We start from the raw sequence: 17,398 nt of genomic DNA, 5'->3' as shown, positions 1-17,398 counted from the left end.
GGCCGCCCGGAGGCGGCCTTTCGATTTTCCTGGATTGACCGAAGTTTATTCGGCCGCCCCGGTCATATCTTCCAGAAGGCCTTCCGCGGCGCTGTCCGAAGACTGCTGACGCTGCGCTTCCTGGATGAGGTCGTCGCGATGCGTTGCAATCTTGCGGATCCGCTTCATCACCCCACCAGTACCGGCCGGGATCAAGCGGCCCACGATGACGTTCTCTTTGAGGCCGACCAGCGGGTCGGTCTTGCCGTTGACCGCTGCGTCGGTAAGAACGCGGGTCGTTTCCTGGAAGGACGCGGCAGAGAAGAACGAGCGGGTCTGAAGCGATGCCTTGGTGATACCCAGAAGGACTGGAACGCCCTTTGCCGGATCACGGGCATTATCGACCGCCTTGCGATTGGCTTCTTCAAAGTCGAGTTTGTCGATCTGTTCGCCGGAGAAGAACTCCGTTTCGCCCGGATCGGTAATCTCGATTTTCTGAAGCATCTGACGGACAATCACTTCGATGTGCTTGTCGTTGATGGTCACACCCTGCAGACGGTAGACTTCCTGGATCTCGTTGACGAGGTAGGCAGCCAGGGCCTCAACGCCTTTAACGGCCAGAATGTCATGCGGTGCCGGGTTACCGTCGAGGATATATTCACCCTTCTCAATGGCATCGCCTTCCTGAAGGTGGAAGTGTTTGCCTTTCGGGATGAGATATTCGACCGGTTCCGCACCGTCCTCAGCAGGATCGATGATGATGCGGCGCTTGTTCTTATAGTCGCGACCGAAGCGGATCGTACCATCGATTTCAGCGATGATCGCGTGATCCTTCGGACGGCGGGCTTCGAACAGTTCCGCAACACGCGGCAGACCACCGGTGATGTCCTTGGTCTTCGCGCTTTCCAGCGGAATACGCGCAAGAACGTCACCAGCCTTGATGGAGTTGCCCGGCTGAACGGACAGAACCGCATCCACAGACAGCATCAGGCGTGCATCGGATCCGCGCTGGTTTTTAGCAACAGACCCTTTTGCGTCCTTGATGACAATCGCCGGCTTGAGGTCCGCACCACGCTGCGAAGAGCGCCAGTCAATGACAACACGCTTGGTGATACCGGTCGCCTCATCGGCAGTTTCCTGAACAGAAGCCCCGTCAACCAGGTCTTCAAAGTCCACGACACCGTCAACTTCGGCAAGCATCGGACGGGTGTACGGATCCCATTCGGCAATCCGCTGGCCGCGCTTAACCGCATCCCCTTCGTCGACATGCAGCTTGGAGCCGTATGCAACACGGTGAACGGCACGCTCGTTGCCGTCGCTGTCGATGACAACGATAGACATGTTGCGGACCATGGCAACCAGGTTGCCTTCACTGTCGCGATTGACCGAACGGTTACGGATCTTGACCGTGCCATCGACGTTGGATTCGATGAACGAGCTATCGACAACCTGCGCCGTACCACCAATGTGGAAGGTACGCATGGTCAGCTGAGTGCCCGGTTCACCGATCGACTGCGCAGCGATAACTCCGACAGCTTCACCCATATTCACCGGAGTACCACGTGCAAGGTCACGGCCGTAACAGGTCGCACACACGCCGGTTTCCGTTTCACAGGTCAGAACCGAACGGATCTTGATCTGCTGAACTTTTGCCGCTTCGATCGCATCAACGTCTTTCTCGTCGATCAAAGTCCCCTTCGGAACGATGACTTCGCCGGTCTGGTTGTTGATGACGTCTTCCGCCGTTGTCCGGCCGAGAACACGCATACCCAGAGAGGCAATGACGTTACCGGCGTCAACAATCGGCGCCACTGTGATGCCGCGCTCAGAACCACAATCCGGTTCAAGGATGATGGAATCCTGCGCAACGTCCACGAGACGGCGAGTCAGGTAACCGGAGTTCGCAGTCTTCAACGCCGTATCGGCAAGACCCTTACGGGCACCGTGGGTGGAGTTGAAGTACTCGAGAACCGAGAGACCTTCTTTAAAGTTCGAGATGATCGGGTTTTCGATGATCGAACCATCCGGCTTGGCCATCAGACCACGCATACCGGCCAGCTGCTTCATCTGTTGAGGCGAACCACGGGCACCGGAGTGGGACATCATGTAAACCGAGTTCATCGGCTTTTGACGTCCGGTTTCCTCGTCGACCTGAACCGCCTTAATGCGGGCCATCATCTCGTCAGCGATCTTGTCGGTACATTTCGCCCAGGCGTCGACAACCTTGTTGTACTTCTCGCCCTGAGTGATCAGACCATCGTTGTACTGCTGCTCGTATTCGGTTGCGAGCGACGCGGTTTCCCCAACAAGCTTCTGCTTGGTGTCCGGGATAACCATGTCGTCCATGCCGAAGGAGATGCCTGCGTTACACGCGTTGGTGAAGCCGAGCTGCATGATCCGGTCACAGAAGATAACCGTCTCCTTCTGACCGCAAGCACGGTATACCGTGTCGATCATCTTGGAGATGTCCTTCTTGGTCATCAGCTTGTTGGCCACATCAAACGGCACTTCGTGGTGCTTCGGCAGAAGTTCTGCAATCAGCATCCGGCCTGGTGTGGTCTCGAAGATTTCAGACGTCGGATTGCCTTCTGCATCCACAGAGCGGAACCGGCCTTTGATCTTCGTGTGCAGCGTGATGACCTTGTTGGCCAGCGCATGGTGGATTTCACCGATATCGGAGAAGGCCATGCCCTCGCCCGGCTCTTTCTCAGCCATGATCGACAGATAGTAGAGACCGAGAACAATATCCTGCGACGGTACGATGATCGGGCCACCGTTGGCCGGGTGCAGAATGTTGTTGGTAGACATCATCAGCGTCCGCGCTTCCAGCTGGGCTTCCAGCGACAGCGGGACGTGAACAGCCATTTGGTCACCGTCGAAGTCAGCGTTAAACGCGGAACAGACGAGCGGGTGCAGCTGGATGGCCTTGCCTTCAATCAGGGTCGGTTCGAACGCCTGAATGCCAAGACGGTGAAGCGTCGGTGCACGGTTCAAGAGAACCGGGTGCTCGCGGATGACCTCATCGAGGATATCCCAGACTTCCGGACGCTCTTTTTCAACGAGCTTCTTCGCCTGTTTGACAGTTGAAGAGAAGCCCTTGGCGTCGAGGCGCGAATAGATGAACGGCTTGAACAGCTCAAGCGCCATTTTCTTCGGCAAACCGCACTGGTGCAGCTTCAGTTCCGGACCCACGGTAATAACCGAACGACCGGAATAGTCGACGCGCTTTCCAAGAAGGTTCTGACGGAAGCGGCCCTGCTTACCTTTCAGCATGTCGGACAGCGACTTCAGCGGACGCTTGTTGGCGCCGGTGATGACGCGGCCACGGCGGCCGTTGTCAAACAGAGCGTCAACGGATTCCTGAAGCATACGCTTCTCGTTCCGGATGATAATGTCCGGAGCGCGCAGTTCCATCAGGCGGCGCAGACGGTTGTTCCGGTTGATCACACGGCGGTACAGATCGTTCAGATCTGACGTTGCGAACCGGCCACCATCGAGCGGAACCAGCGGACGCAGATCCGGCGGAATGACCGGAACAACGGTCATGATCATCCATTCCGGACGGTTGCCCGATTCCATGAACGCTTCGATGACCTTCAGGCGCTTGGCCAGTTTCTTCGGCTTCAGCTCAGTGGTTGCTTCGGCGATTTCCTGGCGCAGTTTTTCACTTTCGCGCTCAAGATCCATGGACATCAGGATCTCGCGGATCGCTTCTGCACCGATCATCGCTGTGAAGGCGTCTTCGCCGTACTCGTCCTGAGCAGCGACATAATCTTCTTCAGACAGAAGCTGATGCTGCTTGAGCGGGGTCAGGCCCGGCTCCAGAACAACGTAGTTTTCGAAGTATAGAACGCGCTCCAGATCCTTCAGCGTCATGTCGAGCAGCAAACCAATGCGGCTCGGCAGGGACTTCAGGAACCAGATGTGAGCGACCGGAGCTGCAAGCTCGATGTGGCCCATACGTTCACGGCGCACGCGGGAAAGAGTGACTTCAACGCCACATTTTTCACAGATAACGCCTTTGTATTTCATACGCTTATATTTGCCGCAAAGACATTCGTAGTCTTTGATCGGGCCAAAGATGCGCGCGCAGAAAAGGCCATCACGCTCCGGCTTGAACGTCCGGTAGTTGATGGTTTCCGGCTTTTTGATCTCACCGAACGACCAGGACAGGATCTTCTCCGGGCTTGCCAGAGAGATCTTGATATTGTCGAAGGTCTGTGTGGGAGCCTGCTGATTGAACAGGTTCATGACCTCATGATTCATGATCCGTCTCCTTCGATGCGCGGTGGGGGAAAGACCTTTGCCTTTCCCCTCTTACGACCGGCATTTCAGTCTAAAGGGGTCCGTTGCCGGGGTTTATTCTGCGGCGTCCGCAGTTTCTTCCGCGCCAATCTCTGGGGCATCGGTACGTTGAAGTTCAACGTTGAGACCCAGGGACCGCATTTCCTTCACAAGCACGTTGAAGCTTTCCGGGATACCAGCTTCGAAGGTGTCATCACCGCGGACAATGGCTTCATAAACCTTTGTCCGGCCAGCAACGTCATCCGACTTAACGGTAAGCATTTCCTGCAGCGTGTAAGCTGCACCGTAAGCTTCAAGCGCCCAGACCTCCATTTCCCCGAAGCGCTGGCCACCGAACTGTGCCTTACCACCAAGCGGCTGCTGGGTGACAAGCGAGTACGGGCCAATCGAACGGGCGTGGATCTTGTCATCGACCAAGTGGTGAAGCTTGAGCATATAAATATAGCCCACAGTCACCTTCCGGTCGAATTCCTCACCGGTCCGGCCGTCAAACAGTGTTGACTGACCACTCGGATCGAAATCGGCGATGTTCAGCGCATCGACAACATCGGGCTCACGCGCACCGTCAAAGACTGGGGTCGCGATGGACACACCCTTCTTCAGCTGTTCGGCAAGCTTGACGACACCTTCATCGTCAAATTCCTTGACCGGATCGCCCTTCATGTTGTCGCCGTAGATCTCGATCACCTTGCCACGAAGGTTCTCGATCTCACCAGTCTTGCGGTACTCATCGTACATTTCACCGATGCGCAAGCCCATGCCGCGGCAGGCCCAACCCATGTGGGTTTCAAGGATCTGACCAACGTTCATGCGCGACGGAACGCCGAGCGGGTTCAACACGATGTCGACGTGCGTGCCATCTTCCAGGAACGGCATGTCTTCACAAGGGTTGATTTTGGAAACCACACCCTTGTTGCCGTGACGGCCGGCCATTTTGTCGCCCGGCTGCAGCTTGCGCTTCACAGCAACGAAAACTTTGACCATCTTCATGACGCCTGGCGGCAGTTCGTCACCACGCTGCAGTTTCTCGACCTTGTCGATGAAACGCTGCTCGAGGCGCTTGCGGCTTTCGTCATACTGACCGCGCAGAGCTTCGATCTCGGACATGAACTTCTCGTCGTCGGTCGCAAACTGCCACCACTGCGAGCGCGGGAAGTCGTTGAGAACATCCCCGGTCAGGGTCGTGTCTTTCTTGAAGCCCTTCGGACCAGCTACAGCAGACTTGTCCATCAGCATCTCGGCCAGGCGGCCATAGACGTTGCGGTCAAGAATTGCCTGCTCATCGTCACGGTCTTTTGCAAGGCGTTCGATTTCTTCACGCTCGATGGCCATCGCGCGTTCGTCTTTTTCAACGCCGTGGCGGTTGAAAACACGAACTTCAACAACAGTACCGCCAACTCCCGGCGGCAAGCGCAGAGAGGTGTCGCGAACATCAGAGGCTTTTTCGCCGAAGATGGCACGCAGAAGCTTTTCTTCCGGTGTCATCGGGCTTTCGCCCTTCGGCGTGATCTTACCGCAAAGGATATCGCCCGGCTGAAGCTCTGCACCGATGTAAACGATACCGGCTTCATCGAGATTCTTCAGCGCTTCTTCAGAAACGTTCGGAATATCGCGAGTGATTTCTTCCGGTCCAAGCTTGGTATCACGCGCCATCACCTCAAATTCTTCAAGGTGGATGGAGGTGAAGACATCGTCAGACACGATGCGCTCGGACAAGAGGATGGAATCCTCGAAGTTGTATCCGTTCCAAGGCATGAACGCGACGAGCACGTTCCGGCCGAGTGCCAGATCACCAAGATCCGTGGACGGACCATCCGCGATGATATCGCCCTTATGGACCCGGTCCCCAACCCGAACCAGCGGGCGCTGGTTGATACAGGTGTTCTGGTTGGACCGCTGGAACTTCTGCAGGCTGTAGATATCAACACCGGACTTGCCCGGATCGAGTTCTTCAGTTGCCCGGATAACGATACGGGTCGCATCCACCTGGTCAACAACACCTGCCCGGCGGGCGCCAATCGCAGCACCGGAATCCCGGGCCACAACCGCTTCCATACCAGTGCCGACAAACGGTGCTTCCGCCTTAACAAGCGGCACAGCCTGACGCATCATGTTCGAGCCCATCAGAGCCCGGTTCGCATCATCGTTTTCCAGGAACGGAATGAGCGATGCAGCGACAGATACCAGCTGCTTCGGCGACACGTCCATGAGGTCGACCTTGTCGGACGGAACCATCATGTTTTCGCCAGCGTGGCGGCAGGTGATCAGCTCTGTAGTGAAACGGCCGTCTGCGTCGTATTCGGCGTTGGACTGCGCAACATAGTGTTTCGCTTCTTCCATAGCCGACAGATATACGACGTCGTTGGTGACAACACCGTCTTTCACCTTACGGTACGGGCTTTCGATGAAGCCGTACTTGTTGACACGGGCAAACGTTGCGAGCGAGTTGATCAGACCGATGTTTGGACCTTCCGGGGTCTCAATCGGGCAGATACGGCCGTAGTGCGTCGGGTGAACGTCGCGGACTTCGAAGCCTGCGCGCTCACGAGTCAAGCCGCCCGGCCCAAGAGCCGACAAGCGGCGCTTGTGGGTGACTTCCGACAGCGGGTTGGTCTGGTCCATGAACTGCGACAGCTGCGAAGAGCCAAAGAATTCACGGACAGCTGCGGCCGCCGGTTTCGCGTTGATCAGATCCTGCGGCATCACCGTGTCGATCTCAACGGAGCTCATCCGCTCCTTGATCGCACGTTCCATGCGCAGCAGGCCGACGCGGTACTGGTTTTCCATCAATTCCCCGACAGAGCGAACACGGCGGTTGCCCAGGTTGTCGATGTCGTCGATGTCGCCTTTGCCGTCACGCAGCTCCAGAAGAACCCGGATAACTTCCAGAATGTCTTCCTTGCGCAGAACACGGACCGTGTCTTCCGCATCAACATCCAGACGCATGTTCATCTTCACGCGGCCAACCGCGGACAGGTCATAACGCTCAGCGTCAAAGAACAACGACTGGAACATCGCTTCTGCGGTGTCGATGGTGGGCGGCTCACCCGGACGCATCACACGGTAGATGTCGAACAGCGCATCTTCGCGGGATTCGTTCTTATCCACGTTCAGCGTGTTGCGAATATAAGGACCGGTGTTGACGTGGTCGATGTCGAGCACGGTTAGATCGTGGTAGCCACGCTCAACCAGCTCTTCCAGCAGTTTGCCGGTGATCTCGTCGCCAGCTTCGGCGTAGATTTCACCGGACTGCATGTCGACGATGTCCTCAGCCAGATACTGGCCGTGCAGATCTTCGTCGGTCACTTTCAGCGCGGTAACGCCTTTTTCGCCGAGCTGCTTGATGGTGCGTGCAGTGATCTTACGGCCACCTTCGACAACCACTTCACCGCTGTCGGCATCAATCAGATCGTAGGAGGCCTTGGTGCCTTTCAGACGTGCGCCGTCAAACGGCATGCGCCAGGATCCGTCTTTCTGACGGCCATAATCGATCTGCTTGTAGAACGTGTTGAGAATTTCTTCGCCGTCCAGACCAAGTGCCATCAACAGTGACGTCACCGGAATTTTGCGCCGGCGGTCGATCCGCGCATGGACGATGTCCTTGGCGTCGAACTCAATGTCCAACCAGGAACCGCGGTACGGAATAACGCGGGCTGCAAACAGCAGTTTGCCCGAAGAGTGGGTCTTGCCTTTGTCGTGATCGAAGAACACGCCCGGAGAGCGGTGCATCTGGGAGACGATCACACGCTCGGTGCCATTGACGATGAACGTACCGTTGTCGGTCATGAACGGCATGTCGCCCATGTAGACATCTTGTTCTTTGATGTCTTTAACGGACTTGGCACCGGTGTCTTCATCGACGTCGAAGACGATGAGGCGCAGGGTAACCTTCAGCGGTGCTGCGAAGGTCATGTCGCGCTGGCGGCACTCATCAACGTCGTATTTTGGAGCTTCAAATTCGTAGGAAACAAATTCCAGAAGGGAAGTGCCCGCAAAATCAGAAATTGGAAATACGGACTGGAAGACCGCTTCAAGGCCTTCATCTTTGCGGCCGCCCCCAGGCATCTCATCGACCTGCAGGAACTGGTCGTAGGAGGCCTTTTGAACCTCAATGAGATTGGGCATTGCCGCGACATCGCGGATCGATCCGAAATATTTACGGACCTTTTTGCGACCGTTGAACGTTTGGGTCATTGTCGCTCCTCGTATCGGCCGGAAAACGGCTTCCCGAAACGCCCCTTGTCCAATCGGGCCTCTGCCCGGGCGCTTCGGAAAACCGTCCACCAATGAGATCAACCTTCTGTGTTCATGAGAAGAATTGACCAGACTGTGGATCTAGAACCCCTTGCCTGCACAGTGCTCAGACAAACAGGGCCCTAGTGGGACGTATGCCCCGGAAACGGGTTGGACCCGCCGGGGCGAAATACGGTCCCGGAAACCCGGGACCGCAATAAGGCATTAATGCCTTTATTACTTCAGCTCGACAGAAGCGCCAGCTTCTTCCAGCTTCTTCTTCAGCTCTTCAGCTTCGTCCTTGGAAACAGCTTCCTTGACGGCTTTCGGAGCACCTTCGACGAGCTCTTTAGCTTCTTTCAGGCCAAGACCGGTGATTGCACGGACTTCTTTGATGACGTTGATTTTCTTGTCGCCAGCAGACGCCAGAACAACATCAAATTCAGTCTTTTCTTCAGCAGCAGCAGCTTCGCCGCCACCAGCAACAGCTGCAACAGCAACCGGAGCAGCAGCAGAAACGCCCCACTTCTCTTCCAGAAGCTTGGACAGTTCAGCAGCTTCCATAACAGTCAGTGCGGACAGTTCTTCTACGAGCTTTTCAAGATCAGCCATTTTTCAGTACCTTAAGTTCGAACCAGTAGTTGGGTTCATTAGACAGTGTTTGGGGGCGCCTTATGCGGCCTCGTCCTTCTTGGCGTACGCGCCGAAGACGCGGGCAACCTGCCCGGCCGGTGCGTTGACAACCTGCGCGATGCGCGATGCCGGTGTCTGGATCATGCCAACCAGCTTTGCACGCAGCTCGTCGAGCGACGGCATTGTTGCCAGTGACTTGACCCCTTCCGGGCTCAGGTTTGTCGTTCCAAGAGCACCACCAAGGATTTCCAACTTATCGTTGGCCTTGGCGAAATCGACAGCTGCTTTAGGAGCTGCAACCGGATCGTCGGAGTAGACGAGTACGGTCGGGCCCTGAAGCAGGTCGGAGATGTGCTCAAGGTCAGTGCCTTTGAGGGCGAGTTTCACAAGGCGGTTTTTTGCGACTTTTACAGAACCGCCGGCGTCACGTACGGACGACCGTAGGGCCGTCATCTGTGCAACCGAAAGACCTGCATAGTGCGCGACGACAACGACGCCGGTGTCAGCCAGCTCGGCGTTGAAGGATGTCACGAACTCTTGCTTTTCCGCTCTTTCCACTTGCCTTCTCCATTTGATGGCGAAAATCGCCACCGGTTTACCTTGCCGCCTTCGCGGAGGTTCCGAACCCGGAACCGCCTCAAAAACGACGCTCAGGGTCCTGTCCCCTCACCTCTTGCTTAAAAAAGCAGTCAGCAAGGTCTGGTTCGAACCGGTTATCCGCAATTCGCGGGAAATTCGGTTCTCACCCATCTATGCAGGCCTTTACGGCTTAAGCCGGTTACCCGGCACCTGCAGTCTCGGACAGGGCAATCCGGCGGCGGACCGCCGGATCTATTCAGCCCTAAGGCTGAAATTCTTTATCAATCCGGAAAACCCGGATTATTCGCCAGCGACGCTCGCCAGATCAACTTTCACGCCCGGGCCCATCGTGGAAGACACAGCAATGCGCTTCATGTAAGTGCCCTTTGCGCCTGTCGGCTTGGCTTTTTGAACGGCGTCGATCAAAGCCTTGACGTTTTCGGAGATCTTCTCTTCAGAGAAAGACACCTTGCCAACGCCTGCATGAACGATACCGGCCTTTTCAACACGGAACTGAACCGCACCGCCCTTGGCGTCGTTAACCGCCTTGGAGACGTCCGGGGTCACAGTACCGACTTTCGGGTTCGGCATCATGCCACGCGGGCCGAGAACCTTACCGAGACGGCCGACGAGCGGCATCATGTCCGGAGTTGCAATGACCGTATCGAAATCGATCTTGCCGCCCTGGACTTCCTGAACCAACTCTTCTGCACCAACGATGTCAGCGCCAGCAGCTTTGGCTTCTTCCGCCTTGTCGCCACGTGCGAACACGGCAACCTTGACGTTTTTGCCTGTGCCGTTCGGCAGCACGCACACACCACGGACCATCTGGTCTGCGTGACGCGGATCAACACCAAGATTGATCGCAACTTCGACGGTTTCGTCGAATTTGGTCTTGGAGCGGTCTTTGACGAGGCCGATAGCTTCGTTCAGCGAGTACAGCTTGTTGCGGTCGATACCTTCACGCGCTGCAGAAATACGTTTTCCAACCTTCGCCATGATCTTACTCCGTTACCTCGAAGCCCATGGAACGGGCGGAGCCTTCAACCATCAGCATTGCTGCATCGATGTCGTTGGCATTCAGGTCCTTCATTTTGGCTTCGGCGATTTCTTTCACCTGAGCCTTGCTCACGGAACCAACGGTGCCGCGGCCCGGAGTGGAAGAACCCTTCTGGAGCTTGGCAGCTTTCTTCAAGAAGAAACTGACCGGAGCCGTCTTCACTTCAAACGTGAAAGACTTATCGGTGTAGTAAGTGATCACGGTCGGGCACGGAGCGCCCTTTTCAACATCCTGGGTCTGCGCGTTGAACGCTTTACAGAATTCCATGATGTTCAGACCACGCTGACCAAGTGCCGGCCCGATGGGCGGGGACGGGGTCGCAGAGCCTGCCGGCACCTGAAGCTTCAGGAAGCCTTCGATCTTCTTCGCCATGTTTCTCTCCAATCATTCATGGCCAAACGGCAATTTGACCATTTGGGAGTTGGTGGTATGGCCCTTTGTCAGCACCCGGCGATGAGCGCTAGAACCTGCCACCGACTTCATTCCAGACAGCATCACTGCCTGGCACTCAACCGCTCACAAAAGAGCGGCAACCAGTCAGAGCTTATCGACCTGACCGAATTCCAATTCAACCGGCGTCGCCCGGCCAAAGATGGACACTGCCACCTTGAGGCGCGCCCGCTCGTCATCAACTTCTTCGACCAAGCCGGAGAAGGACGCAAACGGGCCATCGGACACCCGGACCTGCTCACCAACCTCAAAGCTGACGGACGGCTTCGGCCGGTCGACGCCCTCTTGCACCTGGTTGATGATGCGCATGGCTTCTTTTTCCGGGATCGGCATCGGCTTTTGATCCGCGCCCAGGAACCCGGTTACTTTCGGCGTGTCCTTAATCAGGTGGAACGCCTCATTGGTCATATCCATCTTCACTAGGACATAGCCCGGGAAGAACTTGCGCTCCGCATCGACCTTGCGGCCACGGCGCACTTCAACGACCTTCTCCATCGGAACGAGAATTTCCTCAAACAGATCGGACAAACCCTTCTGCTCGGCCTTTTCGCGAATGGACTCGGCGACCTTTTTCTCGAAATTCGAATAGGCGTGCACAATGTACCAGCGCTTGGCCATGTTTCTCAGTTCCGTTTGTTGTTCTTGTCTTTAAACAGTCCGGCAGGCGGCTTAACCGCCGACACCGAGAAGGTATCCGACCCCAAGGCCCATCAACTGATCCGCCACGAGGAAGAAAATCGAGGCAATCAAAACCATGATGAACACCATAACAGTGGTCACGGCCGTCTCTCTGCGCGTCGGCCAAGTGACCTTCGCGGTTTCAGAGCGCACTTCCTGGATGAATTTAAAGGGATTGGTCTTTGCCATTCCGGCTCCGGTCCGTTAAATACGAGTGGGCGCGCGAAAATCTCCGCGCGCCTCACCCGAGGAAACTCTTTAAGCCCTCGAGGCCAATTAATCAAGAGCAAAAGTGGCAGGGGCAGCAGGGTTCGAACCCGCGACCTACGGTTTTGGAGACCGTCGCTCTACCAGCTGAGCTATACCCCTTCAGAGATCCCTATCCGGGATCTGCTCCTGATACGCTTCAAAGACATCGTCTGCAAGGCCTTTGAAGACAAGATTGCCGGGCCGGAGCCCGGCAATCCAAATAGATCATCTTATTCGATGATGGATGCTACGACGCCGGCGCCGACGGTGCGGCCACCTTCGCGGATCGCGAAGCGCAGGCCGTCTTCCATAGCGATCGGCACGATCAGCTCAACGTCGACGGAGACGTTGTCACCCGGCATCACCATTTCCGTACCTTCCGGCAGGTGAACCACACCCGTCACGTCGGTCGTGCGGAAGTAGAACTGCGGGCGGTAGTTGGTGAAGAACGGCGTATGACGGCCACCTTCTTCCTTGGTGAGGATGTAAGCCTCAGCCTTGAACTTCGTGTGCGGGTTAACAGAACCCGGCTTACACAGAACCTGGCCGCGCTCAACCTCTTCACGGCCAACGCCGCGGATCAGAGCACCGATGTTGTCGCCAGCTTCACCGCTGTCCAGCAGCTTGCGGAACATTTCAACGCCGGTAACCGTGGTCTTCTGGGTGTCCTTGATGCCGACGATCTCGACTTCTTCACCCACGTTGATCACACCGCGCTCAACACGACCGGTCACAACAGTGCCGCGGCCGGAGATCGAGAACACGTCTTCGATCGGCATCAGGAACGGCTGATCCTTCGGACGTTCCGGGGTCGGAATGTACTCATCAACCTGAGCCATCAGCTCACGGATCGCGTCACGGCCGATCGCCGCATCACGGTTCTCAACAGCTGCCAGCGCAGAACCCTTGACGATCGGAATGTCGTCGCCCGGGAATTCGTAAGAAGACAGCAGCTCACGGATTTCCATCTCGACGAGCTCGAGAAGCTCTTCGTCGTCGACCTGGTCAACCTTGTTCATGAAAACAACCAGAGCCGGAACGCCAACCTGACGCGCAAGCAGGATGTGCTCACGGGTCTGCGGCATCGGGCCGTCTGCTGCTGAACACACCAGGATCGCGCCGTCCATCTGCGCAGCACCGGTGATCATGTTCTTCACGTAGTCGGCGTGGCCCGGGCAGTCAACGTGAGCGTAGTGACGGTTTTCCGTCTCATACTCAACGTGCGCCGTGGAGATGGTGATGCCGCGTGCCTTTTCTTCAGGCGCACCGTCAATCTCATCATAGGCTTTTGCTTCTGCACCACCAGCTTCTGCAAGCGTCATGGTGATTGCAGCGGTCAGCGTCGTCTTGCCGTGGTCAACGTGGCCAATCGTGCCAATGTTAACGTGCGGCTTATTGCGCTCAAACTTTTCCTTCGCCATCGGCGTCGCTCTCTGTCCAATAGTCGTTCGGTCGATAAAGGCTCGATTTGGGCCGCAATCCGGCGCCTTGGACAGAGCCGCGAGCGACGAACAACTTCCCTATATATTCTTTCAGGATTTCCGGTGCGAAAATACCTTCCGTCCCGGACACTCCGATCAGCACCCATGATGGAGCGGGTGAAGGGAATCGAACCCTCGTCGTCAGCTTGGAAGGCTGCTGCTCTACCATTGAGCTACACCCGCACTTAATTGCGAAACCAGACGATGGTGGAGGAGGTTGGATTCGAACCAACGTAGGCATAGCCAACGGATTTACAGTCCGTCCCCTTTAGCCGCTCGGGCACTCCTCCATCTCGTCTTGCTTCACGCCGAAGCGATCAGGATGGCTTGACCGGAAAGCCCGTCCGCGAGGGGCGAGCAATCCCGTGGCGCGTGTTATGCAGATAGGGACCTGACCTGTCAACGACGTTTTTGAAAAGAAACGAACAAAATCCGCATCGCACCAAAAACCCGGCCGCAGAACCTGCCCAGTACCCGCCATTTCCAGCGCTTGAGCTCAAAGCACGCGACCGCAAAAACGGCCAAAAGCCTCAGTCTTTGCAGTCACTTTCCGGAACCAGCCGCTCCCTGTGGACAACTCAGAAGGCGCAGGCGTCTCGAACTTCATTTATATAAAGAACCGTTCTCGCCCCGCCCCTTCAACGTGATTTGCAGTCAAAACGGGGAGACCGCTCCACAAAAATGGCTTTGAGATTCCAATTGATACAGACCGCCATAAAACGAAGCGCAGCAGCGAAGGCCACTCTCCTCGATCAAAGACCTTTTGCAAACGCCCTATAAACCATGGCGACAACCATTGCGGTCATAACAATAAAGAAGGCATAAAACGCCGGCAGAAGAAGCATCTCGTCCTGCTGAGCGCCTGTCGGAAAGCTCAAGGATATGAGAGCCACAGTTAGGGGCGTGTTCTGAATCCCGGTTTCCATCGAAATGGTTCTGCGGATTACCGGGGACAAACCCGTGATCCAGGCGACCATATATCCAAAAAAGAACCCGATCAGGCCCAACAGAATAGCAGACAGAATGACCTCATAGGGTGTTCCAAGAAACATCTCGCGGTTCTGAATGAGAAACTTGATGATCAGTCCGGAGATAAGCAGAATCCCGACAACGCTGCTCGCCCTTTCCAATCGGCGGGCGGCGGCAACACTTTTTGAAAGGATGACCATCCCGATAGCGACCGGCACCATCACAAAGAGCAAAGTCGCTATGATGCTGGAGAACGGCACCTGCAAGTCGGCAGATGTGTAACCGCCTGCATAAATCCAAATTGCCAGTGGCATGAGGACAACGGCCGCAAGCGTCGAGGCAACCGTCATGCTGACGCTCAGCGCAACATCACCTTTTGCATAATAGGTAAAGAGATTTGAGGTCGTGCCACCTGGCGTCGCACCAACCATAATAAGGCTGAACGCAATTGCGGTTGGCAACTCAAAAAAGATCGCAAGCCCAAGAGCGATGACTGGCATCAATCCATACTGACTGATCAAACCAATTAGAAGCGGCAAAGGCCTCGCGAGCACCATCCGCAAGTGATTGACACGGATCGTCGCCCCCATTCCCAACATGATGATGAAAAGCATCAGTGCCAGCCCGACCTGCTCCACAAGACCTATCATTGCGCCCCTCCCCGGCTCCAAAATGTCGAATCTTCAACACCTTCGAACAAACACTTACATTTACACGGATACAATCCCTCGAATTTCAGATCTTCGATCCGCACTTCACGCAATCTCTGGAAACAACGGTTTTGTTGGCAAAAAAAGAACCCGCTTGCCGCATTACTAATTATGTTGTAGCTACAACAAATGACACATTCTTTGGACGGCATCGATTTCTATCAGATGGGCCAGACCTGTTTGGGACACACCGTCCGGCGAACAGCGAATCTGCTCACCCGGCATTTCAACCGCTATCTAGCGCCCTACGGGCTAGAGATTACTCAGGCGCAGTTACTGGCGGTGATTGCCAGTGGCGATTCTCTCTCATCCTCCGACATTGCCCGCTACATCGGGATCGACCGGTCTACCCTCGCCCGCAATCTTAAACCCCTTGAAGCAGCCGGCTTGATCGCGCGCCGCAAAAGCGGAGGCAGGAAGGTCGTGCCTGTTTTGACAGAAAAAGGCGAACAGCTCACTGCCGAGCTTCACGCGACTTGGGAAAAGGCTCAGCAAGATCTGGCAAATGAACTGGGCGAAGAAACAGCCGAAGCGATCCGGGGCCATCTGTCAGCCCTGAGAAGAACCGTCAAACACCTGGAACAGACGGACCCAGACAAAAATGCGCCGCCGAAGAACACAGCTCACCGCTCCACCTCCTCCTGAGCGTCCAGCACACACGACAGAACCGTCACAGACATTTTAAAGGAAAAGACCTATGAGCCTTCCAGACACGATCACCGAAAACGGCAAGACCCATATAATCGATGCCCTGCCAAAGCAGCAGGTGGCCGGTATCTCAGGCCTGCAGATTTTTGAATTGATGAAGGACGGCAAATTGCCGGCCCCACCAATGATGATCCACTCCAATATCCGGATTAAGGAATTTGAGCATGGCCGCGCTGTATTTACCGGCGTTCCTGAAAAGCAGTTCTTAAATCCACTCGGTACGGTTCATGGCGGCTGGATCTCCACACTGATCGACACAGCACTCAGCTGCGCGGTTCATACGTGCCTTGAACCGGGTGAGTTTTACACGACGACATCCCTCACCGTGAATATGGTCCGCCCGTTAAAACCGGGCAGCGGCGAAGTCACTTGTGAAGGCCGGATTGTCCATCGCGGCTCGCGCCTGGCGACGTCTGAAGGTGAACTGAGAGATGCCAACGGCAAGCTGATTGCCCACGGCGCTGTCAGCTGCATGATCTTCCCGAACCCGGCAGCCTCTTCCCCTAACGGATAATTGGGGTTACAGCAGGCAGCATGACTGACGACAAAAGACCTGCATGGAAAAAATCGCGCCCAGGCCCCAACAAGGGCCAGGGCCGCTTTTCAAAAAACTCCGGCAAACCGGGACCGCGCCGCCCTGGATTGCCGCCGGAAGGCCCGGTGCTTTTATATGGCCTTCACACAGTGGAAGCGGCTTTTGCCAACAAAGACCGCAAACGCCTGAAACTCTATGCGACCGAAAACGCTCAGAACCGGCTCAAGGAGCGCGGTGTCACCATTGACGTTCCGATAGAGGACAAGCGCCCCAAGGAACTGGACCGGATGGTGACCAAGGACGCGGTTCACCAGGGCATGATCCTGGAAGCTGATCCCCTGCCCGCTTATGGCGCAGAACATCTGAAAGGTGCCCGGCTGATCCTTGCGCTCGACCAGGTGACCGATCCGCACAATGTCGGTGCGATCCTGCGTTCAGCGGTTGCTCTGGATGCAGACGCTGTCGTCACCACCGAACGCCACGCACCAGAAGAAGGCTCGGTTCTTGCCAAATCCGCCTCCGGCGCGCTCGACATGATCAAACATGTGCGTGTAAAAAACATGGCCCGCTTTATTGCCGAAATGAAGGACCAGGCCTTCGGTTGCATCGCGCTGGACAGTGACGGCCCGGCCAGCCTGGAAGACACCGAGTTTACCGACAAGACGGTTCTGGTTCTCGGATCGGAAGGCAAAGGTGTGCGCCAAGGTGTGCGGGAAGCCTGCGGCCTGCTCGCCCGTCTCGACATGCCCGGTGAAATCCGCTCGCTCAATGTGTCGAATGCGGCGGTCTTGTCTCTTTATGTAGCACGGCAGAAGATGGGGCTTTGAGG

At 56.1% G+C, this 17,398-nt stretch carries 13 protein-coding genes and 3 tRNA genes; 3 read left to right on the top strand and 13 right to left on the bottom strand.

What is annotated here, in order from left to right; genetic code table 11:
• Positions 1-45: 45 nt before the first annotated feature.
• From rpoC to FJ695_RS14930, 13 genes are all read right to left on the bottom strand, one after another.
• The gene (rpoC, locus tag FJ695_RS14990; RefSeq protein WP_141186207.1) at positions 46-4,245 is read right to left on the bottom strand and encodes a DNA-directed RNA polymerase subunit beta'; all 4,200 of its coding nucleotides are present in this window, start codon (positions 4,243-4,245) and stop codon (positions 46-48) included.
• A gap of 93 nt (positions 4,246-4,338) precedes the next feature.
• On the bottom strand, positions 4,339-8,478 hold the full coding sequence (gene rpoB, locus FJ695_RS14985; protein ID WP_141186206.1) for a DNA-directed RNA polymerase subunit beta: 4,140 nt from the start codon (positions 8,476-8,478) through the stop codon (positions 4,339-4,341).
• 276 nt (positions 8,479-8,754) lie between these two features.
• The gene (gene rplL / locus FJ695_RS14980) at positions 8,755-9,129 is read right to left on the bottom strand and encodes a 50S ribosomal protein L7/L12 (protein WP_141186205.1); all 375 of its coding nucleotides are present in this window, start codon (positions 9,127-9,129) and stop codon (positions 8,755-8,757) included.
• A gap of 60 nt (positions 9,130-9,189) precedes the next feature.
• A complete protein-coding gene (rplJ, locus tag FJ695_RS14975) occupies positions 9,190-9,708 on the bottom strand; it encodes a 50S ribosomal protein L10 (protein WP_141186204.1) in 519 nt (172 codons plus the stop codon).
• A gap of 321 nt (positions 9,709-10,029) precedes the next feature.
• Positions 10,030-10,728 carry a 50S ribosomal protein L1 gene (gene rplA / locus FJ695_RS14970; protein WP_141186203.1) on the bottom strand — a complete coding sequence of 233 codons (699 nt, stop codon included), beginning with the start codon at positions 10,726-10,728 and terminating at the stop codon, positions 10,030-10,032.
• A 4-nt stretch (positions 10,729-10,732) separates the two neighbouring features.
• Positions 10,733-11,161 carry a 50S ribosomal protein L11 gene (rplK, locus tag FJ695_RS14965; protein ID WP_141186202.1) on the bottom strand — a complete coding sequence of 143 codons (429 nt, stop codon included), beginning with the start codon at positions 11,159-11,161 and terminating at the stop codon, positions 10,733-10,735.
• A gap of 165 nt (positions 11,162-11,326) precedes the next feature.
• Entirely contained in the window at positions 11,327-11,857 is a 531-nt protein-coding gene (nusG, locus tag FJ695_RS14960) for a transcription termination/antitermination protein NusG (protein ID WP_141186201.1), read from the bottom strand.
• Between the two features lie 51 nt (positions 11,858-11,908).
• Positions 11,909-12,106, bottom strand: a complete 198-nt coding sequence (secE, locus tag FJ695_RS14955) for a preprotein translocase subunit SecE (RefSeq protein ID WP_141186200.1) — start codon at positions 12,104-12,106, stop codon at positions 11,909-11,911.
• A 104-nt stretch (positions 12,107-12,210) separates the two neighbouring features.
• Positions 12,211-12,286, bottom strand: a tRNA-Trp gene (locus FJ695_RS14950).
• A 110-nt stretch (positions 12,287-12,396) separates the two neighbouring features.
• Positions 12,397-13,587 (bottom strand): elongation factor Tu, encoded by a 1,191-nt coding sequence (gene tuf / locus FJ695_RS14945; RefSeq protein WP_141186199.1) that lies wholly within the window; start codon positions 13,585-13,587, stop codon positions 12,397-12,399.
• 169 nt (positions 13,588-13,756) lie between these two features.
• A tRNA-Gly gene (locus tag FJ695_RS14940) sits at positions 13,757-13,830 on the bottom strand.
• Positions 13,831-13,852: 22 nt separating this feature from the next.
• Positions 13,853-13,937 (bottom strand) — tRNA-Tyr (locus tag FJ695_RS14935).
• A 462-nt stretch (positions 13,938-14,399) separates the two neighbouring features.
• Positions 14,400-15,266 carry a bile acid:sodium symporter family protein gene (locus FJ695_RS14930; RefSeq protein WP_141186198.1) on the bottom strand — a complete coding sequence of 289 codons (867 nt, stop codon included), beginning with the start codon at positions 15,264-15,266 and terminating at the stop codon, positions 14,400-14,402.
• 189 nt (positions 15,267-15,455) lie between these two features.
• Between FJ695_RS14930 and FJ695_RS14925 the strand changes: the two genes are divergently transcribed.
• Genes FJ695_RS14925 through FJ695_RS14915 form a run of 3 tightly spaced genes read left to right on the top strand, consistent with a single transcriptional unit; the run spans position 15,456 to position 17,396 of the window.
• Positions 15,456-15,971, top strand: a complete 516-nt coding sequence (locus FJ695_RS14925) for a MarR family winged helix-turn-helix transcriptional regulator (protein WP_141186197.1) — start codon at positions 15,456-15,458, stop codon at positions 15,969-15,971.
• A 52-nt stretch (positions 15,972-16,023) separates the two neighbouring features.
• Positions 16,024-16,548, top strand: coding sequence for a PaaI family thioesterase (locus tag FJ695_RS14920; protein ID WP_141186196.1), 525 nt, complete (start codon positions 16,024-16,026; stop codon positions 16,546-16,548).
• A 20-nt stretch (positions 16,549-16,568) separates the two neighbouring features.
• A complete protein-coding gene (locus tag FJ695_RS14915) occupies positions 16,569-17,396 on the top strand; it encodes an RNA methyltransferase (RefSeq protein ID WP_141186195.1) in 828 nt (275 codons plus the stop codon).
• The last annotated feature ends 2 nt before the right edge of the window (positions 17,397-17,398 follow it).

Source organism: Labrenzia sp. PHM005, assembly GCF_006517275.1.
Classification (GTDB): domain Bacteria; phylum Pseudomonadota; class Alphaproteobacteria; order Rhizobiales; family Stappiaceae; genus Roseibium.
The sequence above is the reverse complement of the archived record's forward strand: the minus strand, read 5'-3'. Positions and strand labels throughout refer to the sequence as shown.

Coding starts and splice junctions, on each gene's coding strand:
- rpoC (WP_141186207.1), bottom strand. CDS start 4,245: ATGAATCATGAGGTCATGAACCTGTTCAATCAGCAGGCTCCCACACAG.
- rpoB (WP_141186206.1), bottom strand. CDS start 8,478: ATGACCCAAACGTTCAACGGTCGCAAAAAGGTCCGTAAATATTTCGGA.
- rplL (WP_141186205.1), bottom strand. CDS start 9,129: ATGGCTGATCTTGAAAAGCTCGTAGAAGAACTGTCCGCACTGACTGTT.
- rplA (WP_141186203.1), bottom strand. CDS start 10,728: ATGGCGAAGGTTGGAAAACGTATTTCTGCAGCGCGTGAAGGTATCGAC.
- rplK (WP_141186202.1), bottom strand. CDS start 11,161: ATGGCGAAGAAGATCGAAGGCTTCCTGAAGCTTCAGGTGCCGGCAGGC.
- nusG (WP_141186201.1), bottom strand. CDS start 11,857: ATGGCCAAGCGCTGGTACATTGTGCACGCCTATTCGAATTTCGAGAAA.
- secE (WP_141186200.1), bottom strand. CDS start 12,106: ATGGCAAAGACCAATCCCTTTAAATTCATCCAGGAAGTGCGCTCTGAA.
- tuf (WP_141186199.1), bottom strand. CDS start 13,587: ATGGCGAAGGAAAAGTTTGAGCGCAATAAGCCGCACGTTAACATTGGC.
- FJ695_RS14930 (WP_141186198.1), bottom strand. CDS start 15,266: ATGATAGGTCTTGTGGAGCAGGTCGGGCTGGCACTGATGCTTTTCATC.
- FJ695_RS14925 (WP_141186197.1), top strand. CDS start 15,456: ATGACACATTCTTTGGACGGCATCGATTTCTATCAGATGGGCCAGACC.
- FJ695_RS14920 (WP_141186196.1), top strand. CDS start 16,024: ATGAGCCTTCCAGACACGATCACCGAAAACGGCAAGACCCATATAATC.
- FJ695_RS14915 (WP_141186195.1), top strand. CDS start 16,569: ATGACTGACGACAAAAGACCTGCATGGAAAAAATCGCGCCCAGGCCCC.